The following is a 15728-nucleotide window of genomic DNA, read 5'->3' as shown; positions in this document are numbered from 1 at the left end:
CGCGTCGGCCTCGGCGTGTCCGCGGAACGATACCCAAGTAACCGTGGACGGAGGCGAGTTGAATAACGCGGGGCCTTACGGGGGCTGGTGGAGAGGTCGGCGCGGGGATCAGCCGAGGGGCCTCAGACGGGCGAACTTCGCGGCCATGACGGGGCCGAGCCGGTGGACGATGGCGTGGCCGGGCTCGTGCGGGGAGGGCAGGTCGCCCAGGAACGAGGTGACGATGACCTCGTCGACGCCGAGGATCCCGCGACGGCTCTCCTCCTCCAGGAAGGCGAGCGTGCGGCGCCAGTCGGGCGCGGCCGGGTCCTCGCCGAGGAAGGAGCGGACCGTGTCCTGGACGACGTCCCAGAAGAACACGTGCGGCAGCACGCCGCCCTGGTGGAGCACATGGGTCTCGTAGGCCTCGCGGAACTCGGGGATCCGGGCGACGAGGTCGCTGACCAACTGAACACTCGGCGTCACGCTCGGCGTCGTCGTCATCCGTCCAGAATGCTCCTGTCCGACGACGGCGTCCCGTCGCTTTTGCGTTTTCCCTGGAACCACCCCTGCGGATCGGTCTCCGGGTCGCCCTCCGGAAGCCGCGCGCCCGAGCCGTACTCCGGTGGTCCCGATCCGGCGGCCTCGATCCGGCGCAAGGCGTGACGGGCACGGTCCTCGTCCGGGACCATGGGAGCGGCCCGTGGCACGACCGGGCCGGAGGAACGGGGAGGGTACGGGATGACGCGCGCGATGCGGTGGCTGGTGACCGTGGTGGCGGCCGCCGCCACGTTCGGGGTGTGCGTGTGGGTGGTGCGGGTGGTGTCGTGGGGGTGGCTGCCCCAGGGCGAGGGACCCCGGCTCGACACGGCCCTCGCCTTCGGCACGGTGACGGCGGGGGCGGTACTGGCGGTGTGCATCTGGTGGTCCTCGCGGGAGCGGCCGCCGGCCCCGGTTCCTCACCATACGGTGACGCAGGAGGCGACGGCGTCCGGGAACAGCCGGATCGCACAGGCCGGCGGCCCGCAGTCCACCAACGGAGCCCTCTTCCGGGTCGGTCAGCACGCCGAGGCGTCCGACGACGGGACCATCACCCAGACCGGCGGTGGCGCCGCCGAGGTCGACCAGCGCGCGAAGGCGTCCGGCCGGGGACACATCGCGCAGGCCGGCGGGGACCAGCAGGTCGAGGGGCCTTGAGGCGTTGAGCGAGCGGTACGACGCCGAGGGCGCCGACCGGGTGGAGAGGCCCGGCCCGCCCGCCGGTACCCGGCAGTGGGCCCGTGCGTCCGACAACGGCCGTAACTACCAGGCGGGCAGGGACCAGCACGTCTCGGAGACCCGGAACTACTGGGGCCCCGGCAGCGGTCCCGCCCCCCAGGCCACGGCCTCCCTGCCGCCCGATCGGCCGCTGACCGGCCGGAAGGAGCGGACCGACGCGCTCCTCGATGCCCTGGCGCCCGACGGGGCGGGCACGACGGTGGTGACCGGCCTACCCGGGGTCGGCAAGACCGTACTGGCCCTGCACGCGGCGCACCGCGCCGTGGAGCGGGGGCGCTTCCCCGGCGGCACGCTCTACGTACACCTGCGCGGCTACGACCCGGCCGGCGCGGTCGGCCCCGAACAGGCCCTGGAGTCGCTGCTGCGGGCGCTCGGGGTACGGGACGGGGACCTGCCGCCGACGGTCGAGGAGCAGGCGGCCCTGTACCGGTCGGAGCTGAACCGGCGCGCCGGGGCGCACGGGGCGGTCCTGATCGTCGCCGACGACGCCTCCTCCCCCGGCCAGCTCCGCCACCTCGTGCCCGCGCACCCCGCGCATCGGCTCCTCGTGACGTCCCGCGACGCCCTGACCGCCCCCGACTTCCGGGCCCGGCTCGTACCCCTGGACGAACTGGACGCCGAGTCGGCCGCCGCGCTGATCACCACCGCGCTCGCCGAGGTGAGCCCCGACGACCCGCGCGCCGAGGAGGACCCCGGGGCCCTGGAGCGGGTGGCCGACTACTGCGGCCGACTGCCTCTGGCGCTGACGATCGCCGCCGCGCTGCTGACCGACGACCCCGGCCTCCCGATCGCCACCCTGGCCGACGACCTCGCCAACATCCGCACCCGCCTGAAGCGGCTCCAGCACGAGGACGGCGACGGCCGCTCCCTGGCCGTCGAGACCGCCTTCGACCTGTCGTACCAACGCCTCGGCCCGCGGAACGCCCGCCTGTTCCGCCTGCTGTCCCTGAACCCGGGCCCGGACCTGTCCACCGAGGCTGCCGCCGTACTGAGCGACCGGGAGGAGCGGGAGACCCGCACCGGCCTGGCCACTCTCGCCCGCGCCGGCCTGCTCAACGAACAGCCACCCCGCTCCGGCCGCTGGCGCGCCCACGACCTGATCCGGCTGTACGCGGCGGAACTGCCGGAGGAGGGGGAAAAGGAGGCCTTGGAGCGACTGCTGACGTACTACACGACCACCTGCGATGCCGCCGACGACCACCTGCGCGCGCTACCGGGCCAACCGGTACCTGAGCTCTTCGCCGACCGAGCTGCCGCACTGACGTGGCTGGACGCTGAACGGGCCAACCTCACCGCCATGGTCCCTCACGCCGCAGCCGGCCATTCCCGGATGGTCTTGCTCCTAGCCGAAAGCCTGAGCGTCTATCTCGTTCAGCGACGCCACTTCCATGACGCCCTCACCGTCAATGAGTACGCCCTCACGGCCACCCGAGAACTCGAAGACCGTCGCAGCGAAGCCAACACGCTCAACAGTCTCGGCATCGCCCTACGAAGGGTGCGGCGCTACGACGACGCCATCCACGCCCACACCCAAGCCGCGGGCATCTACCGTGAACTCGAAAATCGCCACGGTGAAGCGAGCTCGCTCAACAACCTCGGCATCGCCCTGGCAGAAGCGCGACGTCTCGACGACGCCATCCACGCCCACACCCGAGCCGCGGACATCCACCGCGAACTCGGTAATCGTCATGGTGAAGCCAACGCGCTCAACAACCTCGGCATCGCGCTGCAAAAGGTACAGCGCTATGAAGACGCCATCCACGCCCACGACCGAACCATCGCCATCTTCGACGAGTTCGACGACCGGTACGGCGGAGCCAGTGCGCTCAACAATCTCGGCATCGCGCTCCGGAAGGTACGGCGCTACGACGACGCCATCCACACCCACACCCAAGCCGCAGACATCTACCGCGAACTCGAAGATCGTCATGGTGAAGCCGGCTCACTCAACAACCTCGGCATCGCGCTCCGGAAGGTACGGCGCTACGACGACGCCATCCACACCCACACCCGAGCCATCGCCATCTTCGAGGAGTTCGACGACCTGTACAGCAAAGGTCTGGCCGAGCGTGCCCTTGACGCGACCCTGCTCGAGAGGGAGAAGGATCGTGAGCGGCGGGGGTGGCGGCGCTGGTTCCGGTGGGGGCGGGGCCGTGGGCCCGAAGCTTAAGTTTCGGGGTTCGGGACTGGATGAACCCACCCACTCACCCTGCCAGCCGACGGAGGGTCGCCGACTTGCCACGCAGTGTAATATGCCTCTAGCGTGAGCGCAGGACTGTGAAACAGACGACCCCCGTCGAGGTGCAGCAACATCACCGGCCTCGTACGCCGCCGCCTTTACGACAAGCTGCCGCCCCTTCCCGTTCAGGGCGACCCCGCCCCGCTCCGCATCCTCGAATGCAGCACCTGCGGGGCACCCGGGTAAGCGGACACCCTGCGGGACGGCGACTGCGGGCCCTGCCGGGGCGAACGACCCCCCGTACTGCACGGGCCCCGCATCCCTCCGGTCGCAGAGGTCCGGGACCGGGCGGCCGACATCCGGAGTCGCATGAAGGCGTTGCGCGGCTGAACCGCGCCGGTCAGGGGCTGGCGGGCGGTGTGGTGCGCGGGAAGGAGATCTCGACCCGGCGGTTCTTCTTGCGGCCCTCTTCGGAGGCGTTGTCGGCGATCGGGTAGTCCTCGCTGTAGCCGCGGATGTCGAAGGTGATCCCGGGGCCGAGGGTCCGGGCGAGCACCTGCTGCACGGCCACGGCGCGCTCCTTCGAGAGCTTGAGGCCGTGCTCGTACGTGCCGAGGTTGTCGGTGAACCCGAAGACCCGGACCCGTCCGGAGCCCTGCTTCTCGATCTCGGCGGCGATCGCGTCGATCCGGCTCGTGGCGGCGGCCCCGAGCTTGGCGCTGTCCTTCGGGAACAGCACCTCGGCCTGGAGCGCGAACGTCACGTCCACGTTGGTGTCCTGCCGGCGCTGCGCGCCGCCCTCCTCCTCGACGATCTGCTTGATGTCGAGGATCTTCGGGGCCGCGAGAACGGCCCCGTCGGGGAGCATCAGGCCCGGCGCCTTGTCGTCGATGACGGGCACGGGGGACGCGGTGCCGGCGGAGCCGGGCGGGTCGTCGGCGTGGGCGAGGGGCACGGAGAGGGGCCACAGGACCACGGAGACGAGGGCGATTGCGGCGAGGCGGCGGTGGGTCGTCGTCGTCATGGCGTCGCCTCAGGAGAGCTTGAGGGTGGCGGGTTCGAAGGTGGGGAGTTGGAAGGAGACTTCGGTGGTGGAGGCGGGGGGGCGGGGAATTGCATGAAGACGGTAGCGGTTCCCCCGGCGGGAAGAATGTCGAGGCCAGTAGTGGTCAACGGGCGGCCGTCAGTGTCACGCAAGACGTAGTACCGCTTCTTCCCTGCGGAATCGAGGAGGGTGGCTCCGCCCAGGGAGTTGCCGTGCTTCATGACCTCGGTCTCATCTCCACGAATCTGACCGGGAAGCGCAAGCGAGCGTGAAGAAGTGTTCTTCAGGGACCCTTTGATCGTCAGGAATCCACCTGCGTCCCGCTCGGCCGAGGAAAGGACGAGCTCGACCCCGTCATTGCCCTTGAGTACAGCCAACGTCTCCGTGGGCTCCTCAGCCGCTTGCGACTCCTGTGTGGCCGATCCACCCTTGGAGGGGGCGACAGACGTCGAGGCGGGCTTGTCCGCCTTCGGCTTCTCGTCGGCTCCGCAGCCGACGGTGAGGAGAGCCATCGACGCGACCGCGAGGGAAGAAAGCCCTCTCCGTGCGTACCGAACGTTCATGAAGCGTGCTTCCTTTACTCGTCGTCGCCGGTCAGTCGAACAGTGAAGAGATCGACGGCACTGGGCAGTGCCGGATCATCGGGGTCGATCGTCCAGGCATCGCCGTCACACGTCAGGCCGGTAATCGACTCCGGCTCCGGTTCTTCCTCCGGCTCCGTGGGATCGGGATCAGGTTCTGTTTCCTCCGGTGCCGGCACTTCCGGGTCCTCGAAGCTGCACTTCGGCTCGATCACGGCTTTCGCAGACGCGGTGGCATCCTGCGCTTCCGTTCCCGTCGTCTGCACGGTGACGCTGAAACCCTCATGCTCCCCAGAGAGACGCATACAACCGTCACCCGAGATCTTCGCGCCGTTTTTGGCGGCGAAGGCGGCCGCCTGCTGGCACGCGGAAGGGGTAGCGAAATGTTTACCTTCAAGGAATCCGCTCCACTGCGCAGGGTCGAGGATCACGTCGAGCCATCTCTCGCGCAGCTGGTCCCGTGCGTCCTGGGCGGCTGCGAGCGCCGCTGCGTCCGCAGCGGTCTGGGCGCTGTTTCGGGTGGCGGCGGCCTGCCCGAACATGAAGTAGACGAAGGCCAAGAACAGGAGGCCCGCCATGGAAGCAACGTAGACAGGGAATGCCTGACCGGCGTCGCCACGCGAGCGAACCGCGGCTACTTGCCCCCGGTCAGATCGGCGATCTTCTGCGTAATGGCGTTCTTGATCGAGTTTCCGATGTCCGTCCCGGTGATCGCCACCACCACCACAATGATCCCCAGGTACTCCACCGCCGTCTGCCCGCGGTCCCCGGTCCTGGACATCGCGCGTGTGGTCAGTTCGATCCTGGCCTTGGTCAGAGCCTTCAGCATCGCGTCGTTCATCGTGGTCCCCTCCGCGGTCGGACGCCTGCGCCCCGGCACGGTATGCCGATGGTGCCGTCGGTGCACAGGGTCCCCGGGCCCATTCGTCAGGTCGGGTCATGGGAGGGACCTCGTGCCCCGCCAGGAGGTTATGGCCTCGGCACCGGTGCGGGTGGGGAGTTCGGCGAAGATTCGGTTGAAACGGTCGAGTTGATTCTTGACCGGTTTCTCCGGGACGAAGCGTGTCGCGGCGATCCGCCGGTCGTCGAGGCCCGTGGTCTTCAGGTCCACCGCCCCCTCCTCCCCTCGCTCTCAGTCCGCACTGTGACACACTCCGTTGCATCCGCGAAGCCTTTTGCGCGAACAAGTCTTCGGACGGGCCCACCCGTTCACTCCCCCGTCACCGAGCCGAAGTCCGTTCCCGTGCCCAGGAACAGGCCCGCGCCGAGGAGGATCATCGTCGCCGGGACCATCAGGGTGGTGATCACCATCGTCGCCTTCGGAACCGCCTTCGCCGCCTTGCGGCGCGCGTTCTGCGCGTCGGTGCGCCGCATGTCGTTCGCGATCTGGATCAGGGTCTCCACGATCGGGGCGCCCAGCTCCTCGCCCTGCTGGAGCGCCGTCACGAACTGCGCCACCTGTTCCGAGTCGTTGCGGCGGCGCAGTTCGTCGAAGGCCTGGCGGCGGCTGACGCCCATGTCCATCTGGCGCAGGGTGATGCGCAGTTCGTCCGACCACGGGCCCTCGTACTTCTCCGCGACCCGTTCGAGCGCCTGCCGGAAGCCGAGGCCCGCCGAGACGACGACGGCGAGGACGTCCAGGAAGTCCGGCAGCGTGCGCTCGATCTGGTCCTTGCGGATCCGGACCGCCGACCAGATGCCCACCTCCGTCCAGAACGCCCCGAAGGCCAGGAGGAGAAGTGCCGTGAGGTACGAGCCCTTCGACAGCATCAGCAAGGCTCCCAGGGCGCCCAGGAAGCCGTACACCGCCCGACGGGCGCCGTACCGGTCGATCGTCAGGCCCCCCGGGTTCCCCGCCAGGTCGATGCGGCGGCGCACCGCGTTGACCCGCTTCGGGCCCATCAGGCGCAGGACCGCCGGGGACCAGCGCATGCCCAGGCGGTCCACCGCCGAGTCGACCGCGCCGGTACGGGTCGCACCGACCTCCAGGGCCAGCCGGAGGTCGTCGGGGAGCTTGGCGTCGGCCCGGTAGAGCCGGACGCCGTAGCAGGCACCGGCGACCGCCAGGCCGGCCAGGAGGGCGAGGAGGAGTTCCACGGCTGCCGTCCCTACACGTCGATCTTCGAGAAGCGGCGGATGATGACGAAACCGACCGCGTACAGGGCGAACGCCGCGATCACCGCGAACTGCCCCAGGCCCGAGCCCGTCATCCGGTCGAGCGCCCCCGGCTGCATGTTGTCGATGAGGAGGAGCGAGCCGACGCCGATGACCGGGACCGAGTACGCCGTCATGCTCACCTGCGAGAGCTGGGTGCGGACCTCGCGCCGGGTCTCCTTGCGCTCCTCCAGGGTCTCGGTGAGGTTCCGCAGGGAGGAGACGACGGTGCCGCCGGCCCGGTTGGCCAGGACCAGGGTGGTGACGAGGACGACGAGTTCCCGGGAGGGGAGGCGTTCGGCGAGTTCGCCCAGGGCGTCGTCCAGGGAGGTGCCGACGGAGAGCTGCTGGGAGACCTTCTCCAGCTCGTCGCCCGCCGGGGCCTCCAGCTCGTCGGCCGCCAGGCTGAGGGCCATCCGGAGCGCGAGGCCGGCCTGGGTGGCGTTGGCCAGGATGCGGGAGAGCTCGGGGAGCTGGTTGATGAACTTCTCGATGCGCTTCTGGCGCTGCCAGTTGAGGTAGCCGAGGGCCACCCAGATCCCGAGGAATCCGCAGATCGGGCCGAAGAAGGGCGACAGGGCCGCCTGCCCCACGACCCACAGGACCGCCACCGTCGCCGCGAGGGCGACCGTGAACTCGCCGGGCGTGACGTCCAGGCCGGTGGCCGCGATCCGCAGTTCCAGCTTCCGGCCGAGGGCGGTCCTGCGCACCCGCCGGTCGACGCCCCGGAAGCGGCGCCTGCGGCGGCCTGGGGCCTCGGGCTCGGTCGTCTCGTCCAGCCGGGCGACGAGGGCCGCGTGCCGGCGGGCCCCGCTCGCGTACAACTGGACGCCGGTCACGCCCAGGACGCAGCAGAGCAGTGCGACGCCGATCGTCAGCCAGAAGGGGTCGGTCATCGTTCCGCCTCCCCGACGGATGCGTGCCTGTTGTGCCTGTCGTGTCCGCCGTGTCCGCTGTGTCCGTCGGGCGTCATTCCGCCTCCCTGACGGCCAGGTGCGCGTCCGTCGCCGCCACCCCGAAGGCCTGCGGGATGGGCTGCCCGGCCAGGTAGAGGCGTTCGGCGACCCGGCGCGGCAGCGGGTGGTACGTGAACCGCCCGTACACCCGTCCGTCGGCGGCGAGCGGCTCGGCGTGGAAGCGGCAGACCGTGGCGAGCAGGAAGCGTTCCCGGCCGTGCGAGGCGAGGACCGCGATCTCGGTGATCCGGCGGGTGCCGTCCGGGTGCCGGGTCAGCTGCACGAGGACGTCGACCGCGCTGTTGATCTGGTCGCGCAGCGCCTCGAACGGCACCTTCACCTCCGACATCGAGGCGAGGGTCTGGAGCCGCATCAGCGCGTCCTCGGCGGAGTTGGCGTGCACGGTGGCGAGCGAGCCGTCGTGGCCGGTGGACATGGCCTGGAGCATGTCGAGGGTCTCGCCGCCGCGGACCTCTCCGACGATGATGCGGTCGGGGCGCATGCGCAGGGAGTTGCGGACCAGGTCGCGGATGGAGACGGCGCCGCGGCCCTCGATGTTGGGCGGCCGGGCCTCCAGGCGGATCACGTGGGACTGCTGGAGCTGGAGCTCGGCCGAGTCCTCGATGGTGATGATCCGCTCGCCGTCCGGGACGAGCCCGGAGAGGGCGTTGAGGAGGGTGGTCTTCCCGGTGCCGGTGGCGCCGGAGACGATCAGGTTGAACTTGGCCTGCACGAGCCCCGAGAGCAGGAGCAGCATCTGCTCGTCCAGGGAACCGAGGCCGATCATCTCGTGGAGGGTGTACGCGCGCGGGAAGCGGCGGATGGTGAGGGTCGCGCCGGTGAGGGAGAGCGGCGGGATGATGACGTTGACGCGCTCGCCGGAGGGGAGGCGGGCGTCGACCATCGGGTTCGACTCGTCCACGCGCCGGTTGACCGTCGAGACGATCCGCTCGATGGTCTGCATCAGCTGGTCGTGGGAGGCGAAGCGGAGCGGCAGGAGTTCGACGCGGCCGCCCCGCTCGATGAAGATCTGGTCGGGGCCGTTGACCATGATCTCGGTGATGGAGGCGTCTTCGAGGAGCGGTTCGAGGACGCCGAGGCCGAGGGCCTCGTCCACGACCCGGCGGATCAGGCGGGCGCGCTCGGCGGTGGAGAGGACCGGGCCCTCGCGGCTGATGATGTGCCCGAGGACGCGCTCCAGGCGGGCCCGGCGCTCGGCGGCGGCGAGCGCGGACATCTCCGTGAGGTCGATCTCCTCCAGGAGCTTGGCGCGGAAGGCGGCGACGAGGTGTCCGTCCTCGCGGGCGGCCGCCGCGCCGCTCTCCTCGGGGGCGTTGATCCGGGAGCGCAGGCTCACGGCAGGTCCTCCTCGTCGGGCATCGGCATGGTGGCGGTCTTCTGCACGTCGTCGAAGGTCCAGAAGGGGACGACGGAGGGGATCTCGACGGTGACGGTGTAGGTGGCCTCCCCGCTCGCCCCACCCGGGGAGACGGAGGAGCGGCTCGCGATCCAGCCGCTCACGGCGGCGTCGGCGGCCGCTTCCGGGCTCGGCGCCTCCTCGTCGTCGCTGCTCGCCGCCCGGGCCGCCGCCCGCGCCGCCGTGCCCGCCTGCTGGGCGGCGTACGCGGCGATGCCGAGCTGGAGTCCGGCGAGGCCGACGAGGAGCAGGATCGGGAGGAATCCGAGGTACTCGACGGCGGCCTGGCCGCGGTCGCGGGCCCGCCCGGGTTGTGGTCGGACGTTTGTGGCGCGGGCGGGCCGGGGTTCGTTCGTGACACGGGCCCTCGTACGTGGTTGTCGGCTCATGGTGTCGGCTCCTCCTTCACCGCGCCCGCCTCCGCCGTGACCGGGAAGAGGCCCCCCAGGCCCGGGACGAGGGCGGGCACGTCGACCCGGATCCGGACGTGGACCATGCCGCCGCCCTGGTCGCAGCTTGCCTCCGAGACGTTCCAGGCGCCGTCGATGTGGCGGCGGGCGGCGGCGTCCCAGTCGTCGTCGACCGCGCACGCCCGCGCCCCCTCGTCCGCCGCGTTCCCCGCCAGGCTGTACGTGTAACCGACCAGGACGACCTGCCAGAGCAGGGCGAGGGTGAGCAGGATCAGCGGGACCATGCCGAGGAACTCGACCGCCACCTGCCCCTTGTCGTCGCCCCCGTGGACACGCATGGGTCAGCGGCCCCCCGTGCGGCGGCGCAGGCCGAGGGAGCCGCGGTCGCCGCCGGAGCGGGCGAGCTGCTTGCCGGGCTGTCCGGCGGCCCGGGTCGCCCGGACGAGGCCCAGTTCGCCGGCGAGGGCCCAGAGGGCCTGCTTGACGGTGGACTTGGCGTCGAGTTCGTGGAGGCGTCCGGCGTCCACCACGGCCTGGAGCTCCTTGAAGTTCGCGGGGACGGAGACGCCGGCGACGCGGGTCCCGGTGATCTTCTGGACGAGGGGCGGCTGGATCTCGCTGGAGCGGTGCTGCCGGTTGACGAGGGTGATCGTCTCCTCGGCCTTGCGGACCTGGAGCCGTTCCCACATGCGTACGGTCCGTTTGGCGGCCCGTACCGCGACCACGTCCGGGGTGGTGACGAGCAGGGCCGTGTCGGCCATCTCGATGACGGCGGCGCCGGCGCCGTCGAGCCGGGAGCCGCAGTCCACGACGACGACCTCGTGTCGGCCGCGCAGGGCGCTGACGACCTGGCGGGCGGCGCGGTCGGTGACCTCCTCGCCGCGTTCGCCCTCGGCCGGGGAGAGGAGCAGGGAGAGGCCGGTCTCGTGGACGTAGACGGCGTCCTGGAGGACGCGGGGCGAGATGTCGGTGATGGCGGCGAGGTCGGCGACGGAGCGCCGGAACTGGACGTCGAGGTACGAGGCGACGTCGCCGCTCTGGAGGTCCAGGTCGACCAGGGCGACGCTCCGGCCCGAGGCGCGGGCGGCGAGGGCGAGGTGGACGGCGGCGACGGTGGTGCCGACGCCGCCCTTGGCGCCGCTGACGGTGACGACGGTGCCGCCGGGCCCGGCGGCCCGGTCGGGCCCGGTGCCGAGGTGGCGGCGGACCCCGGCGGACCACTGGGCGGCGGCCTGTACGCGGCTGGCCAGCTCCTCGTACCCCAGGGGCAGGGTGACGAGGCCGCGGGCGCCGGAGTCCATGGCGGCGGAGAAGAGGCCGGGGCCGGCGTCGGCGGTGATGAGGACGACGCCGACGGCGGGGAAGCGGAGGGCGACCTCGCGGACGAGTTCGAGCGCGGGGACGGGCCCGATCCGCTCGTGGACGAGGACGACCTCGGGGAGTTCGTCGAGGGAGGCGGCGGCGAGGCGGGCGAGGGTGTCGACGAGCTGGGTGGAGTCGGCGACCGGCGGGGCGGGTTCGGCGTCGGGCAGCTGGCTGAGCAGCGTGGTGACGGACCGGGCCGCGTCGGGGTCGCCGACGGCCGGCAGGATCCTCGTGGTCATACCGGCCTCACCTGTCCTTGTCGAGGGTGTACGTGCGGTCGCGCTGGTCGACGGGGGCGCCGCCCGTGGAGGGGGCGACGAGGGCGAGGCGTACGTGTTCGGCGAAGGACTCGGCGTACGCGACGCGCTGGGTGTCGAGGGTGGAGAGCGCGAAGGTGATGGGGACGGTGGAGGTGGCCTTGTCGGAGCGGTCGGAGCGTTCGGAGGCCGGGGTGAGCCTGCCGACGTCGAGGACGCGGGCGCCGGAGACGATCATCCGGGACTGGTCGGGGTCGCCCTTCTTCTCGCCCGCGAAGGTGGCGTAGATGTTGACGGTGGCGCCGGCGGTGATCTTGCCCGCGACGCCGGTGCCGGCGTCGATCATGATGGCGATCTCCTGCTGGCCCGGCTGGAGCGCGGGCCGGTCCACGATCATGTCCTCCTGGAGGAGGGAGCCGGCCTTGAGGGTGGTGACGGCGATCTTGCCCCTGATCGCGGCGAGGTCGGTGACGGCGGTCTCGGAGAGCCAGCGCTTCGGCATGGTGATCTTCTCGAACTGGCCGGCGTTCAGGGCCTCGTAGGGCTTCACGTTCGTCTTGATCCGGTACGCGGTGGTCTCCGGGCCGACCTTGGAGTTCACGTCGCTGATGACGGCGAGCACGCCGGCGAAGGCGCCGAGGGCGCACAGGACGGAGAGCAGCAGCAGGATCACGCCGCGGCGCTGGCGGGAGTTCATGGCCGTACTACCTCGATCGGAGACGTGGGTCCGGGCGGACGGAGACGGTGGGTCGGTGGGCGTACGGGGGCTCGTGGGCGTACGGGAGCGGGGGTCGGGGCGCGGTTCATGGCAGGGCGCGGGGGGTGTGCGCGCCGGGGCCGAGGGCCCGGGTGGGGTGCGGGACGGCGGGCCCCGGGGCGTGGGCGTCCGCCGGGGCGGTGCCGGTGTCCGCGGGGGGCAGGGCGCGCCGCGGGTCGGTGGTGCGGGGATCGACGGCGCGGGGGGCGGTGCCTCGTGCGTCGGCGTACGGACCGGTGCCTTGCGCGTCCGTGTACGCGCCCGCGTACGAGCCGACGTCCTGCACGCCCGCGTACGAACCGGCCCCCCGCGTCCCGCCCCCCTCCAGGACCGTCAGAGGCGCCCCGCAGAAACCGCAGCGGTCGCCGATGAGGTCCATGCCGCACCAGTGGCAGATCTCGCGCCGTACGGAGGAGACGAGCTGGTGGAGGACGGCCGGGTCGGGGAGGTACGCGGCGAACTCGACCAGTTTCCCGGTGCCCCACCAGCCGGGCGAGGAGGCGGGCAGCGGCGTCTCCTGGACCGGGCCCGGGATCCGCCAGCGGGGCACGAGGGTGGTGGCGGGCCAGTCGGTCTGGAGCCGGCCGCGGGCGAGGAGGAGTTCGGTGGCGAACTCCGGGCCCGCGAGGGCTTCCTCCCCGCTGCCGACGCGCACCATCTGCGGGGTGGGTCCGGCGAGGACGGCGAAGTGGGCTCCGGGCAGCCAGCTCTTGAGGTGGGTGCCGAGGCCGACGGGGACGCGGTCGAGCCGGGAGACGGAGCCGAGGACGGCGCCCGCGTAGATGTAGTGGGCGAGCAGCCGGGCGGCGGAGGCGAGGACTCCGGGGCTGAAGTCGTACCCGGCGAGGAGGCACAGCTGGCGGACGAGCACGGCCGCGCCGAGCGGCGGCAGGTCGGTCCTGACCAGCGCGATCCGGTCGCTCTCCAGGAGGGAGCGGACGGCGTGGAGGCGGTTCTCGACGGCGGCCGGGACGGAGGTGGGGCAGACGACGACCACGTGTCCGTACCGGGCGAGGAGCTGCTGGACGTCCGCGACCGAGGCGTCCAGCGGGCGCCCTTCGGGGGGCGGGAGGACGGCGGCGCGCGGGGTCCCGGGGTCGGTCGGCGGCAGCACCAGGTCGGCGCTGGTGACCGCGATCGCTGTCGGCACGTCGGACCCCCGTCCCCTCCGGCCCCCGGAGTCACGGGGGTCACGGTTCACTTACCGCGTTCACGACGTCACACCGGGGTGCGGCCGCCTCTGCACCCTATCCGCGTCCCCCGGGGTGGTGAACACACAATCCGCCAAGCTCCCTCCATTTATTCGGACCCGGGGGCGGGCGCGGAGGGCGGGTGCGGATCCCCCGTCCCGCGGGCTTTTTCGCTCGGCGCCCTCCCGTCGCCCGAACACCGGTTGTCGTCAGAGGTCTTGACAACGCGATTGGTCTGGACCAGCTTGTTCGGACAACGGTGGCCACCGTCCGAACCCGTACCCCTCGTACCGCCTCGTACCCCCGTACGAACCCCCTCCGTACGACGACGTACGGCACCTCCACATCCCCAACTCCCCCACGGAGGATGCACGTGGACCGCACCACCACCCGCCCGCACGGACGCAGATGGCTCGGCGGAGCCCTCGCGCTCGCCGTCGGCTCCGGGATCGTCCTCGTCGGCGGAGCCGGCACCGCCCAGGCCGCGGACGTCAACGTCGCCCGGAACGCGGGCTTCGAGAACGGCCTCGCCAACTGGGCCTGTTCCGCCGGGAGCGGCGCCGCCGTCTCCTCGCCGGTCCGCACCGGCACCGGCGCCCTGCGGGCCGCCCCGGCCGGTCTCGACAACGCCAAGTGCGTGCAGACCGTGACCGTGAAGCCCAACTCGACGTACACGCTGAGCGCCTGGGTCCAGGGCGGCTACGCCTACCTCGGCGCGAGCGGCACCGGGACCGGCACCGGCTCGGTCTCCACCTGGTCGCCGGACTCCCCGTCCTGGAAGCAGCTGACCACCACCTTCACCACGGGCGCCTCCACCACCTCGGTCGAGATCTACACCCACGGCTGGTACGGCACCTCCCCCTACCTCGTCGACGACGTGAGCGTCTTCGGGCCCGACGGGGGCGGCGTCCCGGACCCCGACCCGGTCGTCCCGACCACCCCCGCCGGCCTCGCGGCGGGCGGCACCACCTCCTCCTCGGTCAGCCTGAGCTGGGGCGCGGTCTCCGGTGCGACGTCCTACAAGGTGTACCGGGACGGCGTCGCCCCGCAGACCGTGAGCGGCACCTCCGCCACGATCACCGGGCTCGCCGCCGACACGGCCTACCAGTTCCAGGTCTCCGCGGTGAACTCCGCGGGCGAGTCCGCGAAGTCGGCCGCCGTGACGGCGCGCACCGCCAAGAACCAGACGGGCCCCGGCCCGGCCGTGCCCAAGCACGCCGTGACCGGCTACTGGCAGAACTTCGACAACGGCGCGGCCAAGCAGAAGCTGCGGGACGTGCAGGCGGCGTACGACATCATCGCCGTCTCCTTCGCCGACTCGACGGCCACGCCCGGCCAGATCGTCTTCAACCTCGACCCGGCCGTCGGCTACTCCTCGGTCGCCGAGTTCAAGTCCGACGTGGCGGCCAAGAAGGCGGCCGGCAAGTCCGTGATCATCTCCGTCGGCGGCGAGAAGGGCAACGTCACGATCAACAGTGACGCGAGCGCCACCGCCTTCGCGAACAGCACGTACGCCCTGATGCAGGAGTACGGCTTCAACGGCGTCGACATCGACCTCGAGCACGGCATCAACTCCACGTACCTCACCAAGGCGCTGCGCCAGCTCTCCGCGAAGGCGGGCCCGGGCATGGTCCTGACGATGGCCCCGCAGACCATCGACATGCAGAACACGGGCACGGAGTACTTCAAGACCGCGCTCGCCGTGAAGGACATCCTCACGGTGATCAACACGCAGTACTACAACAGCGGTTCGATGCTGGGCTGCGACGGCAAGGTCTACAGCCAGGGCTCGGTGGACTTCCTCACCGCGCTCGCCTGCATCCAGATCCAGGGCGGTCTCGACCCGTCGCAGGTCGGCCTGGGCGTCCCCGCCTCCACCCGGGGCGCGGGCAGCGGCTACGTCTCGCCGCAGATCGTGAACAACGCGCTCGACTGCCTGACCAAGCTCACCAACTGCGGCAACTTCAAGCCGGCCCAGGCCTGGCCGTCCCTGCGCGGCGCCATGACCTGGTCCACCAACTGGGACGCGACGGCCGGCAACGCCTGGTCGAACGCGGTCGGCCCGCACGTGCACGGCCTCCCGTAACGGGATCCTTCCCCGCCTCCCGTACGGGCTTCGCAGCGCCGCCGCTCCCCCGGCGGCGCTGTGTCGTTCCCGCC

At 71.5% G+C, this 15728-nt stretch carries 16 protein-coding genes and 1 pseudogene; 3 read left to right on the top strand and 14 right to left on the bottom strand.

What is annotated here, in order from left to right; translation table 11 throughout:
- Positions 1-108: 108 nt before the first annotated feature.
- Entirely contained in the window at positions 109-483 is a 375-nt protein-coding gene (locus CP977_RS22085; RefSeq protein WP_062752457.1) for a hypothetical protein, read from the bottom strand.
- Positions 484-720: 237 nt separating this feature from the next.
- Here CP977_RS22085 and CP977_RS22080 point away from each other — a divergent pair, with 237 nt between their 5' ends.
- Both CP977_RS22080 and CP977_RS22075 read left to right on the top strand, forming a co-directional pair.
- Positions 721-1176 (top strand): hypothetical protein, encoded by a 456-nt coding sequence (locus CP977_RS22080; RefSeq protein WP_152370695.1) that lies wholly within the window; start codon positions 721-723, stop codon positions 1174-1176.
- A gap of 4 nt (positions 1177-1180) precedes the next feature.
- A complete protein-coding gene (locus CP977_RS22075) occupies positions 1181-3427 on the top strand; it encodes a tetratricopeptide repeat protein (protein ID WP_167308896.1) in 2247 nt (748 codons plus the stop codon).
- Positions 3428-3836: 409 nt separating this feature from the next.
- Here the strand turns inward: CP977_RS22075 and CP977_RS22070 are convergent, their stop codons facing one another.
- The 13 genes and pseudogenes from CP977_RS22070 to CP977_RS22015 form a co-directional block, all read right to left on the bottom strand.
- Complete coding sequence (locus CP977_RS22070; protein WP_062752460.1) at positions 3837-4460, bottom strand: OmpA family protein; 624 nt, start codon at positions 4458-4460, stop codon at positions 3837-3839.
- Positions 4457-5044 carry a hypothetical protein gene (locus CP977_RS22065; protein ID WP_341874346.1) on the bottom strand — a complete coding sequence of 196 codons (588 nt, stop codon included), beginning with the start codon at positions 5042-5044 and terminating at the stop codon, positions 4457-4459. The genes CP977_RS22070 and CP977_RS22065 overlap by 4 nt, the downstream gene beginning before the upstream one ends.
- Positions 5045-5058: 14 nt before the next feature.
- Positions 5059-5658: pseudogene (locus CP977_RS22060) on the bottom strand (pilus assembly protein TadG-related protein); the annotation flags it as partial.
- A 38-nt stretch (positions 5659-5696) separates the two neighbouring features.
- Positions 5697-5903, bottom strand: coding sequence for a Flp family type IVb pilin (locus CP977_RS22055; RefSeq protein ID WP_152370692.1), 207 nt, complete (start codon positions 5901-5903; stop codon positions 5697-5699).
- Between the two features lie 96 nt (positions 5904-5999).
- Positions 6000-6173: a hypothetical protein gene (locus CP977_RS34195; RefSeq protein ID WP_159057759.1), complete on the bottom strand. Its 174-nt coding sequence runs from the start codon at positions 6171-6173 to the stop codon at positions 6000-6002.
- A gap of 98 nt (positions 6174-6271) precedes the next feature.
- Complete coding sequence (locus tag CP977_RS22050) at positions 6272-7159, bottom strand: DUF5936 domain-containing protein (RefSeq protein ID WP_109185283.1); 888 nt, start codon at positions 7157-7159, stop codon at positions 6272-6274.
- Positions 7160-7170: 11 nt separating this feature from the next.
- On the bottom strand, positions 7171-8112 hold the full coding sequence (locus tag CP977_RS22045; protein ID WP_109185282.1) for a type II secretion system F family protein: 942 nt from the start codon (positions 8110-8112) through the stop codon (positions 7171-7173).
- A 73-nt stretch (positions 8113-8185) separates the two neighbouring features.
- Positions 8186-9529, bottom strand: a complete 1344-nt coding sequence (locus CP977_RS22040; protein ID WP_062752465.1) for a TadA family conjugal transfer-associated ATPase — start codon at positions 9527-9529, stop codon at positions 8186-8188.
- Positions 9526-9978, bottom strand: coding sequence for a TadE/TadG family type IV pilus assembly protein (locus CP977_RS22035; protein WP_152370691.1), 453 nt, complete (start codon positions 9976-9978; stop codon positions 9526-9528). The genes CP977_RS22040 and CP977_RS22035 overlap by 4 nt, the downstream gene beginning before the upstream one ends.
- On the bottom strand, positions 9975-10337 hold the full coding sequence (locus CP977_RS22030; protein WP_152370690.1) for a TadE/TadG family type IV pilus assembly protein: 363 nt from the start codon (positions 10335-10337) through the stop codon (positions 9975-9977). Before CP977_RS22030 ends, CP977_RS22035 begins: the two co-directional genes overlap by 4 nt.
- A 3-nt stretch (positions 10338-10340) precedes the next feature.
- Positions 10341-11603: a CpaE/TadZ family protein gene (locus CP977_RS22025; protein ID WP_062752468.1), complete on the bottom strand. Its 1263-nt coding sequence runs from the start codon at positions 11601-11603 to the stop codon at positions 10341-10343.
- A gap of 7 nt (positions 11604-11610) precedes the next feature.
- Positions 11611-12318, bottom strand: coding sequence for a Flp pilus assembly protein CpaB (gene cpaB / locus CP977_RS22020; RefSeq protein ID WP_062752469.1), 708 nt, complete (start codon positions 12316-12318; stop codon positions 11611-11613).
- Between the two features lie 106 nt (positions 12319-12424).
- Complete coding sequence (locus CP977_RS22015) at positions 12425-13528, bottom strand: hypothetical protein (RefSeq protein WP_152370689.1); 1104 nt, start codon at positions 13526-13528, stop codon at positions 12425-12427.
- Positions 13529-13935: 407 nt separating this feature from the next.
- On the opposite strand from CP977_RS22015, the gene CP977_RS22010 reads away from it, so the two are divergent.
- Positions 13936-15654 (top strand): chitinase, encoded by a 1719-nt coding sequence (locus CP977_RS22010; protein ID WP_183953230.1) that lies wholly within the window; start codon positions 13936-13938, stop codon positions 15652-15654.
- Positions 15655-15728: the final 74 nt, after the last annotated feature.

This window comes from Streptomyces cinereoruber, from assembly GCF_009299385.1.
Taxonomy (GTDB): domain Bacteria; phylum Actinomycetota; class Actinomycetes; order Streptomycetales; family Streptomycetaceae; genus Streptomyces; species Streptomyces bikiniensis.
This window is presented reverse-complemented; position numbering and strand designations above follow the sequence as displayed.

Coding starts and splice junctions, on each gene's coding strand:
- CP977_RS22035 (WP_152370691.1), bottom strand. CDS start 9,978: ATGAGCCGACAACCACGTACGAGGGCCCGTGTCACGAACGAACCCCGG.
- CP977_RS22065 (WP_341874346.1), bottom strand. CDS start 5,044: ATGAACGTTCGGTACGCACGGAGAGGGCTTTCTTCCCTCGCGGTCGCG.
- CP977_RS22085 (WP_062752457.1), bottom strand. CDS start 483: ATGACGACGACGCCGAGCGTGACGCCGAGTGTTCAGTTGGTCAGCGAC.
- CP977_RS22045 (WP_109185282.1), bottom strand. CDS start 8,112: ATGACCGACCCCTTCTGGCTGACGATCGGCGTCGCACTGCTCTGCTGC.
- CP977_RS22025 (WP_062752468.1), bottom strand. CDS start 11,603: ATGACCACGAGGATCCTGCCGGCCGTCGGCGACCCCGACGCGGCCCGG.
- cpaB (WP_062752469.1), bottom strand. CDS start 12,318: ATGAACTCCCGCCAGCGCCGCGGCGTGATCCTGCTGCTGCTCTCCGTC.
- CP977_RS22055 (WP_152370692.1), bottom strand. CDS start 5,903: ATGAACGACGCGATGCTGAAGGCTCTGACCAAGGCCAGGATCGAACTG.
- CP977_RS22030 (WP_152370690.1), bottom strand. CDS start 10,337: ATGCGTGTCCACGGGGGCGACGACAAGGGGCAGGTGGCGGTCGAGTTC.
- CP977_RS22010 (WP_183953230.1), top strand. CDS start 13,936: ATGCACGTGGACCGCACCACCACCCGCCCGCACGGACGCAGATGGCTC.
- CP977_RS22080 (WP_152370695.1), top strand. CDS start 721: ATGACGCGCGCGATGCGGTGGCTGGTGACCGTGGTGGCGGCCGCCGCC.
- CP977_RS22070 (WP_062752460.1), bottom strand. CDS start 4,460: ATGACGACGACGACCCACCGCCGCCTCGCCGCAATCGCCCTCGTCTCC.